Origin of the sequence: uncultured Agrobacterium sp. (genome assembly GCF_913777885.1) — a bacterium.
Classification (GTDB): domain Bacteria; phylum Pseudomonadota; class Alphaproteobacteria; order Rhizobiales; family Rhizobiaceae; genus Agrobacterium.
In genome coordinates this window covers 98,081-114,670 of sequence record NZ_CAJYTV010000021.1, presented here as the reverse complement: position 1 = coordinate 114,670, position 16,590 = coordinate 98,081, and the positions used below count along the sequence as shown (strand labels likewise).

Annotated in this window: 15 protein-coding genes; 11 read left to right on the top strand and 4 right to left on the bottom strand. The window is 59.1% G+C overall.

Going from position 1 to position 16,590, the window contains the following annotated elements; translation table 11 throughout:
• Positions 1-8: 8 nt before the first annotated feature.
• The 8 genes from QZ869_RS19595 to trbI are packed head-to-tail and all read left to right on the top strand — an operon-like array spanning position 9 to position 7,859.
• On the top strand, positions 9-2,465 hold the full coding sequence (locus QZ869_RS19595) for a conjugal transfer protein TrbE (RefSeq protein ID WP_296106712.1): 2,457 nt from the start codon (positions 9-11) through the stop codon (positions 2,463-2,465).
• Positions 2,466-2,475: 10 nt separating this feature from the next.
• Entirely contained in the window at positions 2,476-3,240 is a 765-nt protein-coding gene (trbJ, locus tag QZ869_RS19590; RefSeq protein ID WP_236769804.1) for a P-type conjugative transfer protein TrbJ, read from the top strand.
• Positions 3,234-3,410 carry an entry exclusion protein TrbK gene (gene trbK, locus QZ869_RS19585; RefSeq protein WP_153312759.1) on the top strand — a complete coding sequence of 59 codons (177 nt, stop codon included), beginning with the start codon at positions 3,234-3,236 and terminating at the stop codon, positions 3,408-3,410. The genes trbJ and trbK overlap by 7 nt, the downstream gene beginning before the upstream one ends.
• Positions 3,411-3,414: 4 nt before the next feature.
• Entirely contained in the window at positions 3,415-4,593 is a 1,179-nt protein-coding gene (gene trbL / locus QZ869_RS19580) for a P-type conjugative transfer protein TrbL (protein ID WP_153312760.1), read from the top strand.
• A gap of 21 nt (positions 4,594-4,614) precedes the next feature.
• On the top strand, positions 4,615-5,277 hold the full coding sequence (locus tag QZ869_RS19575) for a conjugal transfer protein TrbF (RefSeq protein ID WP_296106707.1): 663 nt from the start codon (positions 4,615-4,617) through the stop codon (positions 5,275-5,277).
• Between the two features lie 16 nt (positions 5,278-5,293).
• Positions 5,294-6,106, top strand: coding sequence for a P-type conjugative transfer protein TrbG (gene trbG / locus QZ869_RS19570; RefSeq protein WP_296106706.1), 813 nt, complete (start codon positions 5,294-5,296; stop codon positions 6,104-6,106).
• 3 nt (positions 6,107-6,109) lie between these two features.
• Positions 6,110-6,547 (top strand): conjugal transfer protein TrbH, encoded by a 438-nt coding sequence (gene trbH, locus QZ869_RS19565; protein WP_288427368.1) that lies wholly within the window; start codon positions 6,110-6,112, stop codon positions 6,545-6,547.
• Between the two features lie 13 nt (positions 6,548-6,560).
• On the top strand, positions 6,561-7,859 hold the full coding sequence (gene trbI, locus QZ869_RS19560; protein ID WP_296106703.1) for an IncP-type conjugal transfer protein TrbI: 1,299 nt from the start codon (positions 6,561-6,563) through the stop codon (positions 7,857-7,859).
• A 95-nt stretch (positions 7,860-7,954) separates the two neighbouring features.
• Here the strand turns inward: trbI and QZ869_RS19555 are convergent, their stop codons facing one another.
• From QZ869_RS19555 to traA, 4 genes are read right to left on the bottom strand one after another with little or no spacing between them, the layout of a single operon-like run.
• Positions 7,955-8,539, bottom strand: a complete 585-nt coding sequence (locus tag QZ869_RS19555; protein WP_296021835.1) for a TraH family protein — start codon at positions 8,537-8,539, stop codon at positions 7,955-7,957.
• A gap of 14 nt (positions 8,540-8,553) precedes the next feature.
• The gene (locus tag QZ869_RS19550) at positions 8,554-9,720 is read right to left on the bottom strand and encodes a conjugal transfer protein TraB (RefSeq protein ID WP_296106700.1); all 1,167 of its coding nucleotides are present in this window, start codon (positions 9,718-9,720) and stop codon (positions 8,554-8,556) included.
• Complete coding sequence (gene traF, locus QZ869_RS19545) at positions 9,710-10,240, bottom strand: conjugative transfer signal peptidase TraF (RefSeq protein WP_296021831.1); 531 nt, start codon at positions 10,238-10,240, stop codon at positions 9,710-9,712. The genes QZ869_RS19550 and traF overlap by 11 nt, the downstream gene beginning before the upstream one ends.
• 32 nt (positions 10,241-10,272) lie before the next feature.
• A complete protein-coding gene (gene traA / locus QZ869_RS19540) occupies positions 10,273-13,593 on the bottom strand; it encodes a Ti-type conjugative transfer relaxase TraA (protein ID WP_296021829.1) in 3,321 nt (1,106 codons plus the stop codon).
• Between the two features lie 254 nt (positions 13,594-13,847).
• On the opposite strand from traA, the gene traC reads away from it, so the two are divergent.
• Genes traC through traG form a run of 3 tightly spaced genes read left to right on the top strand, consistent with a single transcriptional unit; the run spans position 13,848 to position 16,285 of the window.
• Positions 13,848-14,144, top strand: coding sequence for a conjugal transfer protein TraC (traC, locus tag QZ869_RS19535; protein ID WP_112360148.1), 297 nt, complete (start codon positions 13,848-13,850; stop codon positions 14,142-14,144).
• A gap of 4 nt (positions 14,145-14,148) precedes the next feature.
• Entirely contained in the window at positions 14,149-14,364 is a 216-nt protein-coding gene (gene traD, locus QZ869_RS19530) for a type IV conjugative transfer system coupling protein TraD (protein WP_153312769.1), read from the top strand.
• Positions 14,351-16,285: a Ti-type conjugative transfer system protein TraG gene (gene traG, locus QZ869_RS19525; protein ID WP_296021825.1), complete on the top strand. Its 1,935-nt coding sequence runs from the start codon at positions 14,351-14,353 to the stop codon at positions 16,283-16,285. The genes traD and traG overlap by 14 nt, the downstream gene beginning before the upstream one ends.
• The last annotated feature ends 305 nt before the right edge of the window (positions 16,286-16,590 follow it).

Below are 16,590 nucleotides of genomic sequence, written 5' to 3'. Positions count from 1 at the left end.
GTGTCCCGATGGCTGCCCTCAAACGTTTCCGCGCGACCGGCCCCTCGTTCGCTGATCTCGTTCCCTATGCCGGGTTGGTCGACAACGGCGTGCTCCTCTTGAAGGACGGAAGCCTTATGGCCGGATGGTACTTCGCAGGCCCGGACTCCGAAAGCGCAACCGACCACGAGCGCAACGAGCTATCCCGGCAGATCAATGCGATCCTGTCGCGTCTGGGAACAGGCTGGATGATCCAAGTCGAAGCGGTCCGGGTGCCGACGGTTGATTATCCCTCGCCAGCCCAGTGCGATTTTCCAGATCCCGTCACCCGCGCCATCGATGCCGAACGCCGGACCCATTTCCAGCGCGAGCAGGGGCATTTCGAGAGCAAACATGCGATCATTCTTACGTACCGGCCGCTCGAGTCGAGGAAGACGGCGCTCAGCAAGTACATCTATTCGGACGAGGAGAGCCGGAAGAAATCCTACGCAGATACCGTCCTGTTCGTGTTCCTCAACGCGATCCGGGAACTCGAACAGTATCTGACCAACACCCTGTCTATTGCCCGCATGCAGACCCGCGAGGTCCGCGAGAGAGGTGGGACACGGATCGCACGCTACGACGACCTCCTGCAATTCGTTCGATTTTGTATCACGGGGGAGAGCCATCCGGTTCGCTTGCCCGACGTCCCGATGTATCTCGACTGGCTCGTGACGGCAGAGCTAGAGCATGGTTTGACGCCGAAGGTCGAGAACCGGTTTCTCGCGGTGGTCGCCATCGATGGCCTGCCAGCCGAGAGCTGGCCCGGCATTCTCAACAATCTCGATCTGATGCCTCTGACCTATCGATGGTCGTCACGGTTCATCTTCCTCGATGCGGAAGAGGCGCGCCAGAAGCTCGAACGCACGCGCAAGAAATGGCAGCAAAAGGTTCGCCCTTTTTTCGACCAGCTTTTCCAGACGCAGAGTAGATCGGTCGATCAGGATGCTATGACTATGGTCGCCGAGACCGAAGACGCCATCGCTCAAGCCTCGTCCCAGCTTGTAGCATACGGCTATTACACACCGGTCGTGATCCTGTTTGATGAAAACCGCGACACCTTGCAGGAAAAGGCGGAAGCCATCCGTCGACTGATCCAGGCGGAGGGGTTCGGCGCACGCATTGAAAGCCTGAACGCGACGGATGCGTTTCTCGGCAGTCTGCCGGGTAACTGGTACGCCAATGTCCGTGAGCCGCTGATCAACACAAGCAATCTGGCGGACCTCGTTCCGCTGAACTCGGTATGGTCGGGCAATCCGGTGGCGCCATGCCCGTTTTATCCGGCGAACTCACCGCCGTTGATGCAGGTGGCCTCGGGCTCAACGCCGTTTCGTCTCAACCTCCATGTCGACGACGTCGGCCACACCCTGATCTTCGGACCAACGGGCTCGGGTAAATCGACGCTCCTGGCACTGATCGCCGCGCAATTTCGCCGATACGAGTTTGCGCAAATCTTCGCGTTCGACAAGGGCAACTCGCTCCTTCCCCTGACGCTTGCCGCCGGCGGCGACCACTATGAGATGGGCAATGACCAGATCGGAGAGGGGGGAGCGCTTGCTTTCTGCCCTCTGTTCGATCTTTCCACCGATAGCGATCGTGCCTGGGCAACTCAGTGGATCGAAATGCTTATCGCCCTCCAGGGCGTCACCATCACGCCCAACCATCGCAATGCAATCTCACGCCAGATCAGCCTGATGGCGACAGCACCTGGAAAATCGCTGTCGGACTTTGTCAGCGGCGTGCAGATGCGAGAGATCAAGGATGCCCTTCATCATTATACCGTCGACGGGCCGATGGGTCAGCTTCTCGACGCGGAAGAAGACGGCCTCACGCTTGGCGCGTTCCAATGCTTCGAGATTGAAGAGCTCATGAACATGGGCGAGCGTAATCTCGTACCTGTCCTTACCTATCTCTTCCACCGGATCGAGAAGCGGCTCGATGGCTCTCCGAGCCTGATACTTTTGGATGAGGCTTGGCTGATGCTCGGTCATCCCGTGTTCCGCGACAAGATCCGGGAGTGGCTCAAGGTTCTCCGCAAAGCCAATTGCGCCGTTGTTCTGGCGACGCAATCCATCTCCGACGCCGAGCGCTCCGGCATCATCGACGTGCTTAAAGAATCCTGCCCGACCAAGATCTGCTTGCCAAATGGTGCCGCGCGTGAGCCGGGCACCCGCGAGTTCTATGAGCGGATCGGTTTCAACGAGCGCCAGATTGAGATCGTCTCTAGTGCCATCCCGAAGCGCGAATACTACGTCGCCACGCCGGACGGACGGCGGCTCTTCGATATGTCGCTCGGGCCGGTGGCACTGAGCTTTGTGGGCGCATCAGCAAAGGAAGACCTGAAGCGGATACGCGCGCTGAAGGCAGAACATGGTCTGAATTGGCCTACCCATTGGCTTCAATCGAGAGGAGTGCACGATGCCACTTCGCACCTCAACGTCCAGTAGCTGGATCATCATGACGATGACCGCGACAATCGTACTTTCACCGGTTGCTTCCGCCCATGCCGGGTCTGCGACCGGCGCTGCCACCGAATGGACGCAGCTTGCCAACAATGCTCAGCTCATCGACCTTCTGAAAAGCTCCGGCATTCAGGTCGACAATCAGTTGACCCAAATCACCCAACTGGCGGAGCAGATCCAGAACCAGCTGAAGATCTACGAGAACATGCTGCAGAACACCGCACGGCTACCCGACAACATCTGGGGCCAGGTCGAACGCGATCTCAACCGTCTGCGCAGCATTGTCGATCAGGGGCAAAGCATTTCATTCTCAATGGGCAATGCCGACGATGTCCTTCAACAGCGGTTCAAGAGCTATTCGGACCTGAAGACCGATCTGCCGAACGCCGAGACATTCTCAAACACCTATCAATCGTGGTCGGACACCAACCGGGACACGATCGGCAGCACACTAAAGGCTGCGAGCCTCACAGCAGATCAGTTCAACACCGAGGAGGGCACGATGAGTTCGCTGCGATTAATGTCGGAGTCGGCCGACGGCCAGATGAAGGCGCTCCAGGTCGGACACCAGATCGCAGCCCAGCAGGTTTCCCAGATGCAGAAGCTGCGTGGCTTGGTCTCCCAGCATATGACGATGATGGGCACGTGGCTTCAAAGCGAGCAGTCGGACAAGGATCTTGCCCAGGCGCGCCGGCAGGAATTTTTCAAGTCGACCGCGCCCTCAACATCCGGCGGCGAGAAAATGAAGGTGGAATGGTGAGAACGAAACTGATCATGGCCATGGTTGTCATAATCATCTCTTTCGGAGCAACAGGGCTCTGGTTCATGCTCTCGGAGAAGCATGAAGCGCAGGAGCGGCGTGAAAAATTCTTCGGTTCAACGAAGGAATACCCGACGTCGGGCGGCGAGAAGATGAGAATCGAGTGGTGATCGTATGATCTCTGAGCTCAACAAGATCAGGGGCATTGCGGTGCTCGTCGCATTCGTCGTCGTGTCGTTCCAGCCCGCGATGGCGCAGGAGGGGTCGGTCCTGACAGCGCTGCAGAACGAGATCACCACCGCCGCTAAGGGTTGGGAAACCACCGTGATGGATGCGGCGAGATCCCTGTTTTGGGTCCTCGCCGGAATCGAAATCGGCATATCCGCCGTTTGGCTGGCGCTTCAAGCCGCATCGCTCGACAGCTGGTTTGCTGAGCTGGTCCGACGCATCATGTTCGTGGGCTTCTTCGCCTTCGTTCTCGCGCAGGGGCCGGCCTTCGCGAAGGCGGTCGTCGATAGCCTGTTTCAGATCGGCGCTGGTGGAGGTACGGCTTCGCCGGCGGATGTGTTCAATGCTGGACTGGCCGTTGCGACCAAGATGTCGGAGAAGGTGCAGTTCGGACTGTTCGAGGACAATGCGCTTGCCATCTCGGCCGCTTTTTCGATGGTCGTAACGGTGATCGCATTCTCGCTCGTTGCCGCGATCTTCGTTTCAGTGATGGTCGAGATGTATCTTGGCCTGCTTGCCGGCATGATCATGCTGGGACTTGGCGGTTCATCGTTCACCAAGGACTTCGCCGTCCGCTACCTGATCTATGCGTTCTCGGTCGGCATGAAGCTCATGGCTCTGGTCATGATTTCGCGGATCGGATCCGAGGTCTTGATTGGTCTCGCAAACCGGCCCGACGTCGGGGACCAGTTTCAGACCGCGTTGGCGATCGCCGGGATCGCGGTCGTAGTCTTCATCATCGCCGTGTATGTCCCGAACATCATTCAGGGCGTCGTTCAAGGGGCATCGGTCACAGGTGGAATGGAAACTATCCGCCATGGGGGACAGGCTTCATCATTCGCACTTGGCGCGGCGTCGCTCGCGGTTGCTGCTCTTCGCGCTGAAGCCACTGCAACTCAGTCAGCACGCGCATCAGGATCCTCTGTGATCGGTGCAGAATTTCGCGGCGCGGCAGCCGGGGTCACGTCTGCTGGTAAAGCAGCCGGCTTGGCCGCAAAGGAAAAGGCGATCGGTTCGCCCGGAGCCTATGCCGGTTCGATCATGGGGCTGGCCAACGCCAAGCTCAATCAGAGCCGAACCGGACAAAGCGGTCCCAAAATGCCGCCAGAACGAAACGACAAGTAATCATCAGAAAGGCGACACGCGATGGCAGCAAACCGGCCGCCCGATAGTCCGTACCTTGCCGCGCGGCAGGAATGGACGGAACGATATGGATCCTACGTCCAGTCCGCGCGGGCATGGCGAATAGTGGGGATACTTGGACTAGCCATGGCCGTGATAGGCTTCACCTATGCCATGTATCTCAGCACGCAGGTCAAGCTGGTGCCCTACATCGTTGAAGTCGATAAGCTCGGCACGTCGGTTACAGCCGGCTTCCCCCAGCAGATCGAGTATGCCGATGCCCGCGTCGTGCGCGCGACACTGGGCAACTTCATCACCAGCTTGAAGTCGATCACCCCCGACGCAGTGGTTCAGAAGCAATATATCGACCGGACCTATGCGCTTCTCAGGACGTCCGATCCCTCGACCCAGAAGATCAATGCCTGGTTTCGCGCCAATTCGCCGTTCGAAAAGGCCAAGACATCGACTGTCGCCGTTGAGGTCAACAACATCGTGGCACTGTCCAACCAGACCTACCAGATCGACTGGACCGAATACGAGCGTGATCGCAAGGGCAAGCAGACCGGAACGCGCCGCTTTCGCGGCATCGCGACGGTCGCGCTCACCGCGCCACAGGACGAGGCGATCATCCGCCTCAACCCGATCGGTCTTTATGTCCAGGACTTCGAGTGGACCGCACAGCTTTAAGGGCAGGGAAATTCACATGCACAGAACAGGATTGATCGCGGCCGCCGGCTGCATGGCCGGACTCGTCCTTGCGGACTGCGCGATGGCGCAGAGCATGACGTCGAACGAGGTGAAGGGGACCAACATCTCGCGCAAATGGCGGGGGACGCCCGGTCTCGTGACGACCGGGCCTGATGGTAAGGTCATCTTTCTGTTTGGCGAAACCCAGCCCTCGGTTGTGTGCTCACCGCTTCAGGTTTGCGACATCGAGCTGCAAGGGGGCGAGATCGTCCGAGACGTGCTTGTCGGTGACACTGTCCGTTGGAAGGTCGAGCCGGCGACGTCTGGAGCAACCGGCGGACAGGCGATCCACCTGATCGTGAAGCCGTCGGAGGCCGGCCTCGTCACATCGATGGTCGTCACGACCTCTCGGCGGACCTACCATATCCAGCTCAAATCCCATTCAAGTCAGTACATGGCCCGGATCGGCTTCGAATACCCGGAGGACGTCTCGACCAAACTGGCCGACATCAACGCGCGGCTTGAGACCGGCGGCATTCCGGGAACCGCTCCGGACAAGCTGAACTTCTCCTATTCGGTCAGTGGCGGAGCATCTTGGCGGCCGAAGCGCGTCTATACCGACGGCGCCAAGACCTATATCCAGTTTCCCCGGTCGATCTCCGGGCAGGATGCACCGGTGCTGTTTGTGGTTAGCGGGGGGCAAAACCGCATCGTCAACTATCGCATGAAGAACGACATGATGATCGTCGACTACGCCGTCGACAAAGCCGTGCTCGTCTCCGGGGTTGGCTGGCGCCAGCAGAAGATCACGATCCGGCGGGGAGGTTGACCGATGAACAAGACCATTGCCGCGATGATTATAACCGCCATCCTCTCCGGTTGCCAGACTGCGGATGAGACGCTGACTACGAGTTCCACACCGATTACCGTCACTGGCGCCACCGCCAGCGCTATCGCCGAGGATATGGCAAGCCGCCTTGCCGAACAGGTCGGGCCGGCCGGCACCACGATCCTCAAGATGGACAAGGACACCTCGGAATACGCCGCTGCTCTCGAGGCCGCGCTGAAGGGATGGGGATATACGGTCATCGCCGACGGGAAAGTAGGCAAGGATCAAAAGTCCGTCGAGGTTGCGTGGTCGATCGACAGTTTCGACGGACAGGTCCTTGCCCGGGTCAGCACACCGGCCATCTCGCTCGGCAGGGCCTACACAGCAACGTCAGCGGGCGCGACGCCCGCCAGTCCGTTTTCTATCATGCAGCGTAACTGAGGGGAGGGCAACCATGGCGCAATCGCTTCAGCTCGGCACGGCGGGCAATACCGACGAGCAACAAACCATGCGGCGCCTCAATCGCCTGCCGATCATCGTTGCGATCGTCATCATCGTTCTTTTCTTCGGCGTTGTGATCGTCGGCCTGTCTTGGCGCGGTCTCTCCTTCAACAGTGGAAACGAACTCGACACTACCTCCAAGACACCAGCGACCACATTTGGCGATCAACTGAAACGAGGCGTGACGGACGGGATCATAGGCGAACCGGAGCAACGAGAAGTATTTCAGCCGACGCCCGTAATCGTCGACCGCGAGCCGGTGAGAGATCCTGTGGTGGAGCGGCGAAACGAGATTCGGACGGAACGGCGATCGCAGCTTGAGCCGGAAGCCGAGTGGAAGGCGCGGCTGAAGCGAGAACAGGACGAGCAAGTCATTCGCGAAACCCAGCGTCAGAGGATGGCAAGCCTCCAGGCACGCGCGACTGCACTCGATTCCCCGCTTAAGGTTGACGTTTCCGAGATCCAGAAGAACGCTTCCGAAAGCAGGACGGACACCCGTCAACCGCTCAATGCCGCGACGAACAGTGCATCGGATCTCTATGCCGCCGCGATGAAGTCCGGTCTGCTCGGACAGAATGTCGATCAAAACGGTCAGACTTCGAAGGAAGACTTTTTCAATCAGGACATCAAGGATCTTGGCTACCTACCGAACCAAGTGGTGCCGCAGCTCTCGCCCTACGAGTTGAAGCGTGGATCGGTGATACCGGCCACGATGATTACCGGCTTGAATTCAGATCTTCCGGGCAGGATTTCGGCGCAGGTCAGCCAGAATGTTTACGACAGTGCCACCGGCTACAGGCTGCTGATCCCGCAGGGTGCGAAGCTATTTGGTCGGTATGACTCCAAGGTATCATTCGGCCAGGAGCGGGTACTCGTCGTTTGGACCGACCTGATTTTCCCTAACGGGTCGACACTTCAGATTGGCGGCATGTCCGGAACGGATGCCGAGGGGTATGGAGGTTTTAAAGACAAGGTTGATCGTCACCTCTGGCGCACCTTTGGGTCTGCCGCGCTTGTTGCCATCATCGGCACGGGGATCGATATGTCGATGCCGGAAAGCTCGACACTGGCAAGACAGGATACTGCCTCTGATGCGGCACGCCGGAATTTCGCCGAGAGTTTCGGAAGAGTGGCCGAGCAGACAATTTCAAAGACCCTTAATGTACAGCCTACCATCAGGATCCGGCCAGGCTACAAATTCAATATTTTAGTAGATCAAGATATTGTCTTCCCGCAGCCTTACAGAAACTAGAGGTAACCTGACTTATGGAACCGGCCTTAGCTGCCGAGCCCTGCAACCCATGAGCGTCTGTTTTAAAGTCGAGTTCCGTCCAATCTTAATTATGGTCACATCCGATCCTCGATCCTCTTCAAATCAATCCGGATATTAGCGTCCTCCGGCTTCTGAGCCAGTGCATCTTCGCCATTGCCAGTATTCTCGACCTCCACCTCCGACCGCTGCACGACCGCTCCACCCGGATCCTCAGCTTGAAACACGCTCTCACCCTCGAACTTACCGGTTCGCCAGGCGTGGATCGCGTCATCGAACAGCTGCGGAAAAACCTCTTCGCTGGTCGGGTTGCCGTACCACTTCGCAACGATCCGAAGGATCTTGGCGAACATCCTTGTGCCCATCCTCAGATTGGCGCAGGGCTCGACCAAATCGACCTTTAACTCAGAAGCATGCTTCAGGCCAATGCCCGCCGAGATCTGGGTGAAACCAACCCGCACGATAGAGCCAGCGATGTTTTCACGGACAATCTCGATCGCTTCCTCGGGTGTTTTCGGTTTGGGAATGAGGATCAGACGGCCACCGGACTTCACCGTTATGGCAAGCGGATCGTCCGAACCGACCGCCTGGACAAACTGCTCGACGATTGCAGGCTTCAACGAAGGATCGGCGCATTCCTTGATCAACGCAGCATCAAGCATGTGATCTCCATGTTTCAAGTGTTAAATGAGATGACGAGAGGGAGATCAAACAGCCGGGCCCAGGCCTCGCTGCTTGACCGTTGAATATCGATGATCGACGTCCCCGCGGTCCACCAACCGTTTCCGACTGCAATGATAAGGTCGGGGCGGTGGAATGCCGATTGCAAAACTGGCCAGACGAGGAGTTGTTCGTAGCAGATCAGCGGCGCGACTTTTGAAGTGCCGACCTCTACGACGGGATTCGCAAAGAAATGTGCCCGCGCGCCAGATTCATCATCACCACCAATCCAGGCTCTCCACGGCTGCCACATCGATCCGGGCACCGGCATTCGCTCCCGGTAGAGAACCTCCGTCTTCCCAGCGGATATTCTCACGATCACGTTGTCGTAGCCGCGACCATCGATGAGTGCCGCTCCAGCGACGACCGTGATGCCAGTCCCATTGAGCCCTTTCTGCCAGAAGCGAGCAACCGTCGGCGTCCAGAAACCGAGAGCACTTTCCGGCAGTACAACGGTTGTGCCAGGCGGCTGGGCAAGAGCAACGTCGATCAGCTCTTTTTGCCGGTTGATACCAGCTTCGCGTCCTAAAGACGCGCCCATTTTGAGGTCGACACCCATCCACGACGCAGGTAGGTTTGGTGGCGTCCACTGAGCGGCGGACCAGAGCCAGAAGCCTGTTATGGCCATGGCTGCAGCCGGCCTGTACCGCGTTGTCATAACGGCGAGGCCGGCTGCCATCACTGCCAGACCCCACCATCCCCACCCTGGAAACAGAACACCTGCGGCGGTGATCGGATGCGCCCATCCTAGAATGCCGAAAGGTGGCACCGCCATCATCAGACACGCAGCGATGTATCGCAAAGATTTCTGCCAGCCCTCGTGATTGGTCCAGAGCAGCACATGGACTGTCACATACGCGGAAGAGCCGACGAACCAGAGCAGAAGTCCGGGCCAGATATCCTGACCATAGAAGTTTGCCACGCCTTGCGGTAGTCCACGCGATGCAGCGAGGAAATACGCTGCGGAGATTCCGGCTGCCTGAAGTCGTGTCCGTGCAAGGGACCAAAGCACGGGGAAGGCACATGCAACGGGGAGAAGGAGCGCCTGACCACTCCAACCGATCCATCCGGCGCCAGCCGATAAAATGAAGAGGAGACCCGTTCGGAAGAAATCACGGTGCATAGGTCCAGACCTCCTGTGCCAATCCGAGGATGCCATCCATCGACAATGGACCAAAGTACCGGCTGTCGAACGAACCCGGGAAGTTGGAATGGAGAAAGACCGTGCCGGGCGGAACGACACCACCGTCATAAGGCGTCATCTCGCGCCCTTGGCCATCCGTGCGGGAAACCCTCGAATAAGGGAGCGGACGGCCATCGACGCGCGCAACGTCACTGATTTGGACCGCCTGTCCGGCTGTCGCAACAACCGTTTTGATCAATGGTGCGACGAGGCCTTCGCAGAGCCCGAAGCGGAGATATCCCCGCGCCCGCGCCTTGCGCATCGCGTCGGTGTCTGGTGGGCAAATGAAGACCAGATCTCCGACCAAGATCGGACGATTGGGCTTGACAATCCGCCACAAACCCACGGGCTCGCTGGGTGTAAGATTAACCCGAAAACCTGCACCTCCGAGAAGCAGAATGAGGCCAAGCGTTATCAAGCTGACGCTGCAGAACCGATAGAACCAGACGAGCCGTCTCATGCGCCACGGCACTCTTTGTCGATGACGCATCTTCATTGGAGAGTGAGCCCCTGAGACCTTGTCTGCCGAAGTGCTTCAGTCTGTTTGAGTGCCGTCACGCTGCGCTCGTAGGCAGACAGTTGCTCTACCGTCCTCATCGTGTTCCAGGCCTGCTGCACCTCACTCTTCTGGGCGGCGTTCATGCCGGACGTCACGCGCTGGAAAGCCTCACCGGCTGTGTCCTTCGCTGCGAGGGGCAGGAAGGTTCTTTCTCCGAAGCGTTCGGTGACTGCCTTGGCGAAACCTTCGAGTTCGGCCTTCACCATTTTGTCGGCAAGCGCATATTCGAGCCCCGAGGGCAGGTCGTTACGGTCGATGGCGTCCCGGACGCGTTCCAGCACGCTTTTTGCATTGGAAGAGAGGGCAGGGATCTCCAGCGCGACCTGCCTGCGGACCGCAAGCTCCTCGGCCCGATTTCGCCGTTCGGCATCGCCACGCTGGCGGAGATAATCGCTGATGCTGTCGGCGAGCGGCGTGATATTCTTCAGCGCCCGATCCCGGTCGATCTTGTCGCGGCGGCTGGCGAGTAGACCCGTCTTGCCCTTGAGTGCACCGAAGGTTTCAGGCTCGCTCGCAATCTTAGCGATGGTCCTTTCGGCAACCACCTGGTCGCGCAACATCGCGTCGACGTTGACGGCTTTGAACGCGCTTTCCGGCTGCGCGTAGACGTGATGGAAGCGCATCGAGACTTCTTCCCATTGCTTCTTCAATGTCGGATCGGATGCAAGCTTGTCCTCAACTGCCTGATCGATCGATTTCGGGAAGGTGGTGATACCGGCCACCATTGGTTTGTTCTCCTTTGCTAACGTTCGAATTGTGCTGGCCGTCGAGGAGGCAAAGCCGAGCTTGGTGCCCATGGCCGTGAGCCGGCCGGCGAGATCGACAAGCTTTTGCTTCTGCCGGATCGTCCATTCGAGACGATCACGCGCAACGGTTCTGGCAACGTTGACGATGTGAAGGCCGCGCGCCTCGGCAAAGCGCAATGCCTGCCGGTAGATGCTGCCGCCGGCGTAATCGAGCGTCGTTTCTTTGGAATTCCTGCGCGACAGGATCTCGACCAGACCGCCGGCCTCGGCGAAGGATCGGCTGCCGTAATAGACGCCAAGATCCTCGCGGTGGCGGGTCATTGCCACATAGGTGAGGTGACGATCCAGCGAGAGGGACGCCAGCACCTTGACCCGGTCTACGGTCGCGCCCTGGCTTTTGTGCACCGTTGTGGCATATCCATGATCGACATTGTTGTAGAAGCGCTGTTCGACGATAACCTGGCGCAGGTGCTCACCCTCGCCGATGACGGACACGAGACGACCAGGTCCTGCTTCCACCACCTTGCCCAGCATGCCGTTCTTGACGCCGATCGAGCCTTCGTTCTTCAGGAAGACGATCTGGTCGCCGGCAGCAAAACTTCTGACACCGTCGGCGGTCTTGAACGGCGAACCATGTTCGATGATGCCGCGCTCGATGAGCTTCGTGCGCGCCAGCTCATTCAGCATTCGGACGTCACGGCGCAGGTGTGCTAGGATCAATGTCGACTTGACAGGATCGTAATCCCGGTTCCAATCGGCAATGAGGTTGGTGACAGCATCGGCCTTCAGCTCAAAGCCGATCATCTTGCCATTCGACTGATAGGCTGAGACGGCTTTGCCGACATGACCGCGCGCAAGATCGAGCGATGCATCGCGCATCCATTGCTCACGCTGGCGATAGATCGTTTCGAGTTCCGCATAGCCGATGCGATCGGCAATGGCGCGGAAAGCAGAACCCGCTTCGATCGGCTGAAGCTGCTCCGGATCGCCGACAAGCACGAGCTTGGCGCCAGCTTTTGTGACGGCTTCGACGAATGTCGCCATCTGCCGTGACGAAACCATGCCAGCCTCGTCCAGCACGAAGACCGTTCTATCGTCGAGCTGCCCGCGACCTTGGCTCCAGCGGAGCTCCCAGGACGAAAGCGTGCGTGAAACGATACCCGCTTCCTTCTCCAAACCTTCCGCCGCCTTGCCGGCGAGGGCACCACCAACGACACGATAACCGGCTGCTTCCCATGCCTCGCGCGCCGCCTTCATCATCGTTGTCTTACCGGCGCCAGCGCGGCCGATCACGGCGGCGATCCGCGCACCACCGGCAACGTGTTCGATTGCGGTCTTCTGCTCTTCGGACAACCGTTGGTGACGTCCAAACGTCGCTTCGAGCGCCGTCGGCCGGACACCATGCGACGACTGCTGCGAGAGCCAGATCGCCCGATTAGCCATCTCGGCTTCGAGACAGAGTAGTTCGCGTGTCGTATATTTTGCCGGCGTACGGACCCCAGTCGCGAAGTCAATGCGTTCGCGATCAAGCCGGATGGTTTCGGGGCTCTGCAGGATGCGCGCCATCATGCTTTGGAAGAGACCTGCATCATCGATATAGCGATGAAGGATCTTGGCGACGTCTCGTTCGTCGAAGACACTCTTCTCCCGGGTGATAAGATTAAGCACGATCTCCGGACGACGCTGGATCCGACGGGCGTTCTCTGCTCGTCGCTCTTTCTGCAACTCCAGTCGTTCGAGCGCAGCTTCTTCCCCCGCAGGTCCATTCCCACCGGCTGCTTTCCGCTCGATCGCCTTCGTGCCGACGCCAAGATGGATAGTCGGCGTCAGATCGATGCCCTGCTTCTCAAAGGACCGGCCATCGATCCTGATATCGAGTCCGGCAAGCGCGAGATGTCGGCTCTGGCAGGCGAACCAGCCGTCGCGAAACGCATTGAAATCATCGAGCCCGCCAGCCCAAAGCTCGTAGACGATCTTGCCGCTATCGTTGCGCAGCGCTCTGCCATCCGGTCCCCTAACCGCCACCTTCTTCGAGCCGAAACCGTCTTCGGTCAGCGGCCGCAAAGTGGTCATCAGATGAATGTGCGGATTGCCCGGTGCGTCGTGGAAAACCCAGTCCGCCACCATGCCCTGGGCGGTGAGGTGGCGTGCCACGAAATCCCTGACGAGCTCGATATTCTGCTGGGTTGACAGCTCGATCGGCAGGGCGATGGTGACATCCTTGGCGAGCTGCGCATCGGAGCGTTTTTCGAACGCCTCGACTTTATTCCAGAAGGATTCGGAGGCGCCAGATACGGATCGATCGGAAATCAAGGATTGCAGCCAATCAGGTGCGTCGGCCGGAATCACAAACTCCTCGTGCAGCAGACCCTGCTTGCGGGTGTAATCGATGGTGCGGGCTTCCCGCTCGTAGTCCATTTTAGCGCAATGCCGATACGCCGCCGACAGCACTGCGCTGCGGCCGGAGCCGCGCGTAACGATGCTGACTGAGAAATGCGGAACGGCCATTACCGGACGAGCTCCTTCAACCCAACGAAATCAACTTGTTCATGAGGAGCGGAAGGCCCCGCCAGGGCCTAGAAGCATGGCGTCGCATCAGCGACGTATAATTGCGCCCTTCGGATCCGTCCTTCGAACGGTCGGGATGATGCTCAAAAGCGTAGGCTCCGCCTACTCGCATTTCTGCTAGTAGATCGGCATGCCGATCTGAAGGACTCTGGATGCGTGAACCACGTAATGCAGCAACAGAGGACAATCCAGAGATGAAAAAGCCATCATCCAAGATCCGCGAAGAAATCGCCAAGCTTCAGGAACAGCTCAAGCACGCGGAAACGAGAGAGGCCGAGCGTATTGGTCGCATCGCACTTCGGGCAGGCCTCGGCGAGATAGAAATCGAGGAGAGCGAGCTTCAGGCAGTGTTCGATGAACTGGCCAAACGCTTTCGCGGAGGCAAGCCGGGCACGAGCGGACGGAACGGCACAGGGGAAAGCGCCACGGGCAGTGGGCGTTCACAAGCGCTCTCGTTTGGCGCGACTTCGGGCAGCGATCGTGAGGCTTGAAAGGATGAGGAGGAAAGCTACGTCCGATGCCCGGAAGAAGGATACGCGTGACAAGATTGAGCTCGGCGGCCTGATCGTCAAAGCAGGCCTTCGTTTTGAGGGGCGGGCGCTTTTGCTCGGCGCATTGATCGACCTGCAGAAGCGGCTGAAGTCCGACGAAAAGGAGCGAACACGATTGACGGCGATCGGGGAGGAGGCGTTCGGCAATGAAGGCGAATAGGATCGTTTTCATCGTTCTGCCTGTGGCCATGATGAGCGCTGCCATGCTCGCGATGACAGGCTTTGAGACGCGGCTTGCCGGATTAGGAAACTCCGAAGCGGCAAGGCTTACTCTTGGACGGGTAGGGGTCGCCGCACCCTATATGTTGGCGGCTGCGCTCGGCCTGATTTTCCTGTTCGGAACGGCTGGGTCGCCGAGCATTCGCGCTGCAGGCCTTGGAGCCGCTATCGGCAATACGGTGGTCATCCTGGTGGCGTGCTTGCGGGAAGGAATACGCTTGGCAGTGCTCTCACCCCAGGTCCCAGCCGGAAAGTCTGCGCTATCCTACCTCGATGGCCCGACCATGATCGGCACGGCCGCTGCACTGATGTCAGGCTGCTTTGCAGTGCGGGTGGCGATGGTCGGCAACGCCGCATTTGCGCGGGCTACGCCGAAGCGCATCGTTGGCAAACGCGCTCTGCACGGCGAGGCCGACTGGATGACACTTGCCAGAGCCGAAAAGCTGTTCCCGACGACCGGCGGCATCGTCGTCGGTGAGCGGTATCGCGTCGACCGTGACGGTGCCAGCGGTGTTTCCTTCCGTGCAGATAACAGTGAGACGTGGGGTGCTGGAGGCCAGTCGCCCCTGCTTTGTTTCGACGGATCGTTCGGCTCCTCGCATGGTATCGTCTTCGCTGGATCGGGCGGTTTCAAAACGACCGCGGTCACAATCCCGACTGCTCTGAAATGGGGCGGACCGCTCGTCGTGCTCGATCCGTCGAACGAGGTCGCGCCCATGGTCTCGAAACATCGTGAAGACGCCGGCCGGCGCGTCAGGATCCTCGATCCGCGCATGCCCGCGAACGGCTTCAACGCCCTCGACTGGATCGGTCAGTATGGCGGCACCAAAGAGGAGGACATCGCCTCGGTCGCATCATGGATCATGAGCGATAGCGGTCGCGCGTACGGAGTGCGCGACGACTTCTTCCGTGCTTCAGGCTTGCAACTCCTCACCGCAATCATCGCCGACGTCTGCCTGTCCGGTCATACGCCGAAGGACCAACAGACGCTGCGCCAGGTACGCAGAAATCTATCAGAACCCGAAACGAAGCTTCGCCAGCGACTCCAGGATATCTTCAACAATTCGGATTCGGACTTCGTGAAAGAGAACGTCGCCGGTTTCGTCAACATGACGCCGGAAACATTCTCCGGCGTCTACGCCAACGCCATCAAGGAAACACACTGGCTCTCTTACCAGAACTATGCGTCGCTGGTCTCGGGTTCGACATTTCGAACTGAGGACATCGCATCCGGAACGACAGACGTGTTTATCAACATCGACTTGAAGACACTGGAGACCCATAGCGGATTGGCGCGTGTCGTGATCGGCTCATTCCTGAATGCGATCTATAATCGCGATGGCGCGATGGAAGGGCGGGCGCTGTTCCTGCTCGATGAGGTCGCGCGGCTCGGTTACATGCGCATTCTGGAGACCGCCCGGGATGCTGGCCGCAAGTATGGCATCACGCTGACAATGATCTACCAGTCGATCGGCCAGTTGCGCGAAACCTATGGGGGGCGCGACGCGTCCAGCAAGTGGTTCGAGAGCGCGAGCTGGATCAGCTTTGCCGCAATCAACGATCCGGAAACAGCAGATTACATTTCTCGCCGCTGCGGTATGACGACCGTCGAGATCGATCAGGTTAGCCGCAGCTTTCAGTCGCGCGGGTCGTCACGTACCCGGTCAAAGCAGGTTGCCGCTCGGCCGCTCATCCAGCCGCATGAAGTGCTGCGGATGAGAGCTGACGAGCAGATCGTCTTCACGGCAGGAAACCCGCCGCTCAGGTGCGGTCGCGCCATCTGGTTCCGGCGAAACGATATGAAAGCTTGCGTGGCGCAGAGCAGATTCTCGCCGCGCGCAGCGCCCCGCCATTCAAAATGAAGAGCATCGGAGAAATCAGCATAGCGACGACCGCCAGGGCGTGATTTCGGGAATTCTCGTCATGCTTCGGTCGGTTATCGGGCAGCCGCAGGAGGCTTAGCATAGCGCCGCGTTAGCGGAAGCCGGGACCGACTGCCCCCGACCGAGGCATTCTGCTTGAGAAAGCCGTCTACTGGTCGGGTACCCCCTTCGGTCAGTCCGCCGAAGACCTCCGTCACCGCGTTGCTGATGGCTTGGCCAATAGCGAAGATCGAACGGGGACTTCGTTCGCGACAGCGCATAGACACGTACGCCGGAGGCGGACC

What these genes read in the sequence shown, in the direction of transcription:
- QZ869_RS19595 (WP_296106712.1), top strand. Translation starts at nt 9, where the DNA reads ATGGCTGCCCTCAAACGTTTCCGCGCGACCGGCCCCTCGTTCGCTGAT.
- trbJ (WP_236769804.1), top strand. Translation starts at nt 2,476, where the DNA reads ATGACGATGACCGCGACAATCGTACTTTCACCGGTTGCTTCCGCCCAT.
- trbK (WP_153312759.1), top strand. Translation starts at nt 3,234, where the DNA reads ATGGTGAGAACGAAACTGATCATGGCCATGGTTGTCATAATCATCTCT.
- trbL (WP_153312760.1), top strand. Translation starts at nt 3,415, where the DNA reads ATGATCTCTGAGCTCAACAAGATCAGGGGCATTGCGGTGCTCGTCGCA.
- QZ869_RS19575 (WP_296106707.1), top strand. Translation starts at nt 4,615, where the DNA reads ATGGCAGCAAACCGGCCGCCCGATAGTCCGTACCTTGCCGCGCGGCAG.
- trbG (WP_296106706.1), top strand. Translation starts at nt 5,294, where the DNA reads ATGCACAGAACAGGATTGATCGCGGCCGCCGGCTGCATGGCCGGACTC.
- trbH (WP_288427368.1), top strand. Translation starts at nt 6,110, where the DNA reads ATGAACAAGACCATTGCCGCGATGATTATAACCGCCATCCTCTCCGGT.
- trbI (WP_296106703.1), top strand. Translation starts at nt 6,561, where the DNA reads ATGGCGCAATCGCTTCAGCTCGGCACGGCGGGCAATACCGACGAGCAA.
- QZ869_RS19555 (WP_296021835.1), bottom strand. Translation starts at nt 8,539, where the DNA reads ATGCTTGATGCTGCGTTGATCAAGGAATGCGCCGATCCTTCGTTGAAG.
- QZ869_RS19550 (WP_296106700.1), bottom strand. Translation starts at nt 9,720, where the DNA reads ATGCACCGTGATTTCTTCCGAACGGGTCTCCTCTTCATTTTATCGGCT.
- traF (WP_296021831.1), bottom strand. Translation starts at nt 10,240, where the DNA reads ATGAGACGGCTCGTCTGGTTCTATCGGTTCTGCAGCGTCAGCTTGATA.
- traA (WP_296021829.1), bottom strand. Translation starts at nt 13,593, where the DNA reads ATGGCCGTTCCGCATTTCTCAGTCAGCATCGTTACGCGCGGCTCCGGC.
- traC (WP_112360148.1), top strand. Translation starts at nt 13,848, where the DNA reads ATGAAAAAGCCATCATCCAAGATCCGCGAAGAAATCGCCAAGCTTCAG.
- traD (WP_153312769.1), top strand. Translation starts at nt 14,149, where the DNA reads ATGAGGAGGAAAGCTACGTCCGATGCCCGGAAGAAGGATACGCGTGAC.
- traG (WP_296021825.1), top strand. Translation starts at nt 14,351, where the DNA reads ATGAAGGCGAATAGGATCGTTTTCATCGTTCTGCCTGTGGCCATGATG.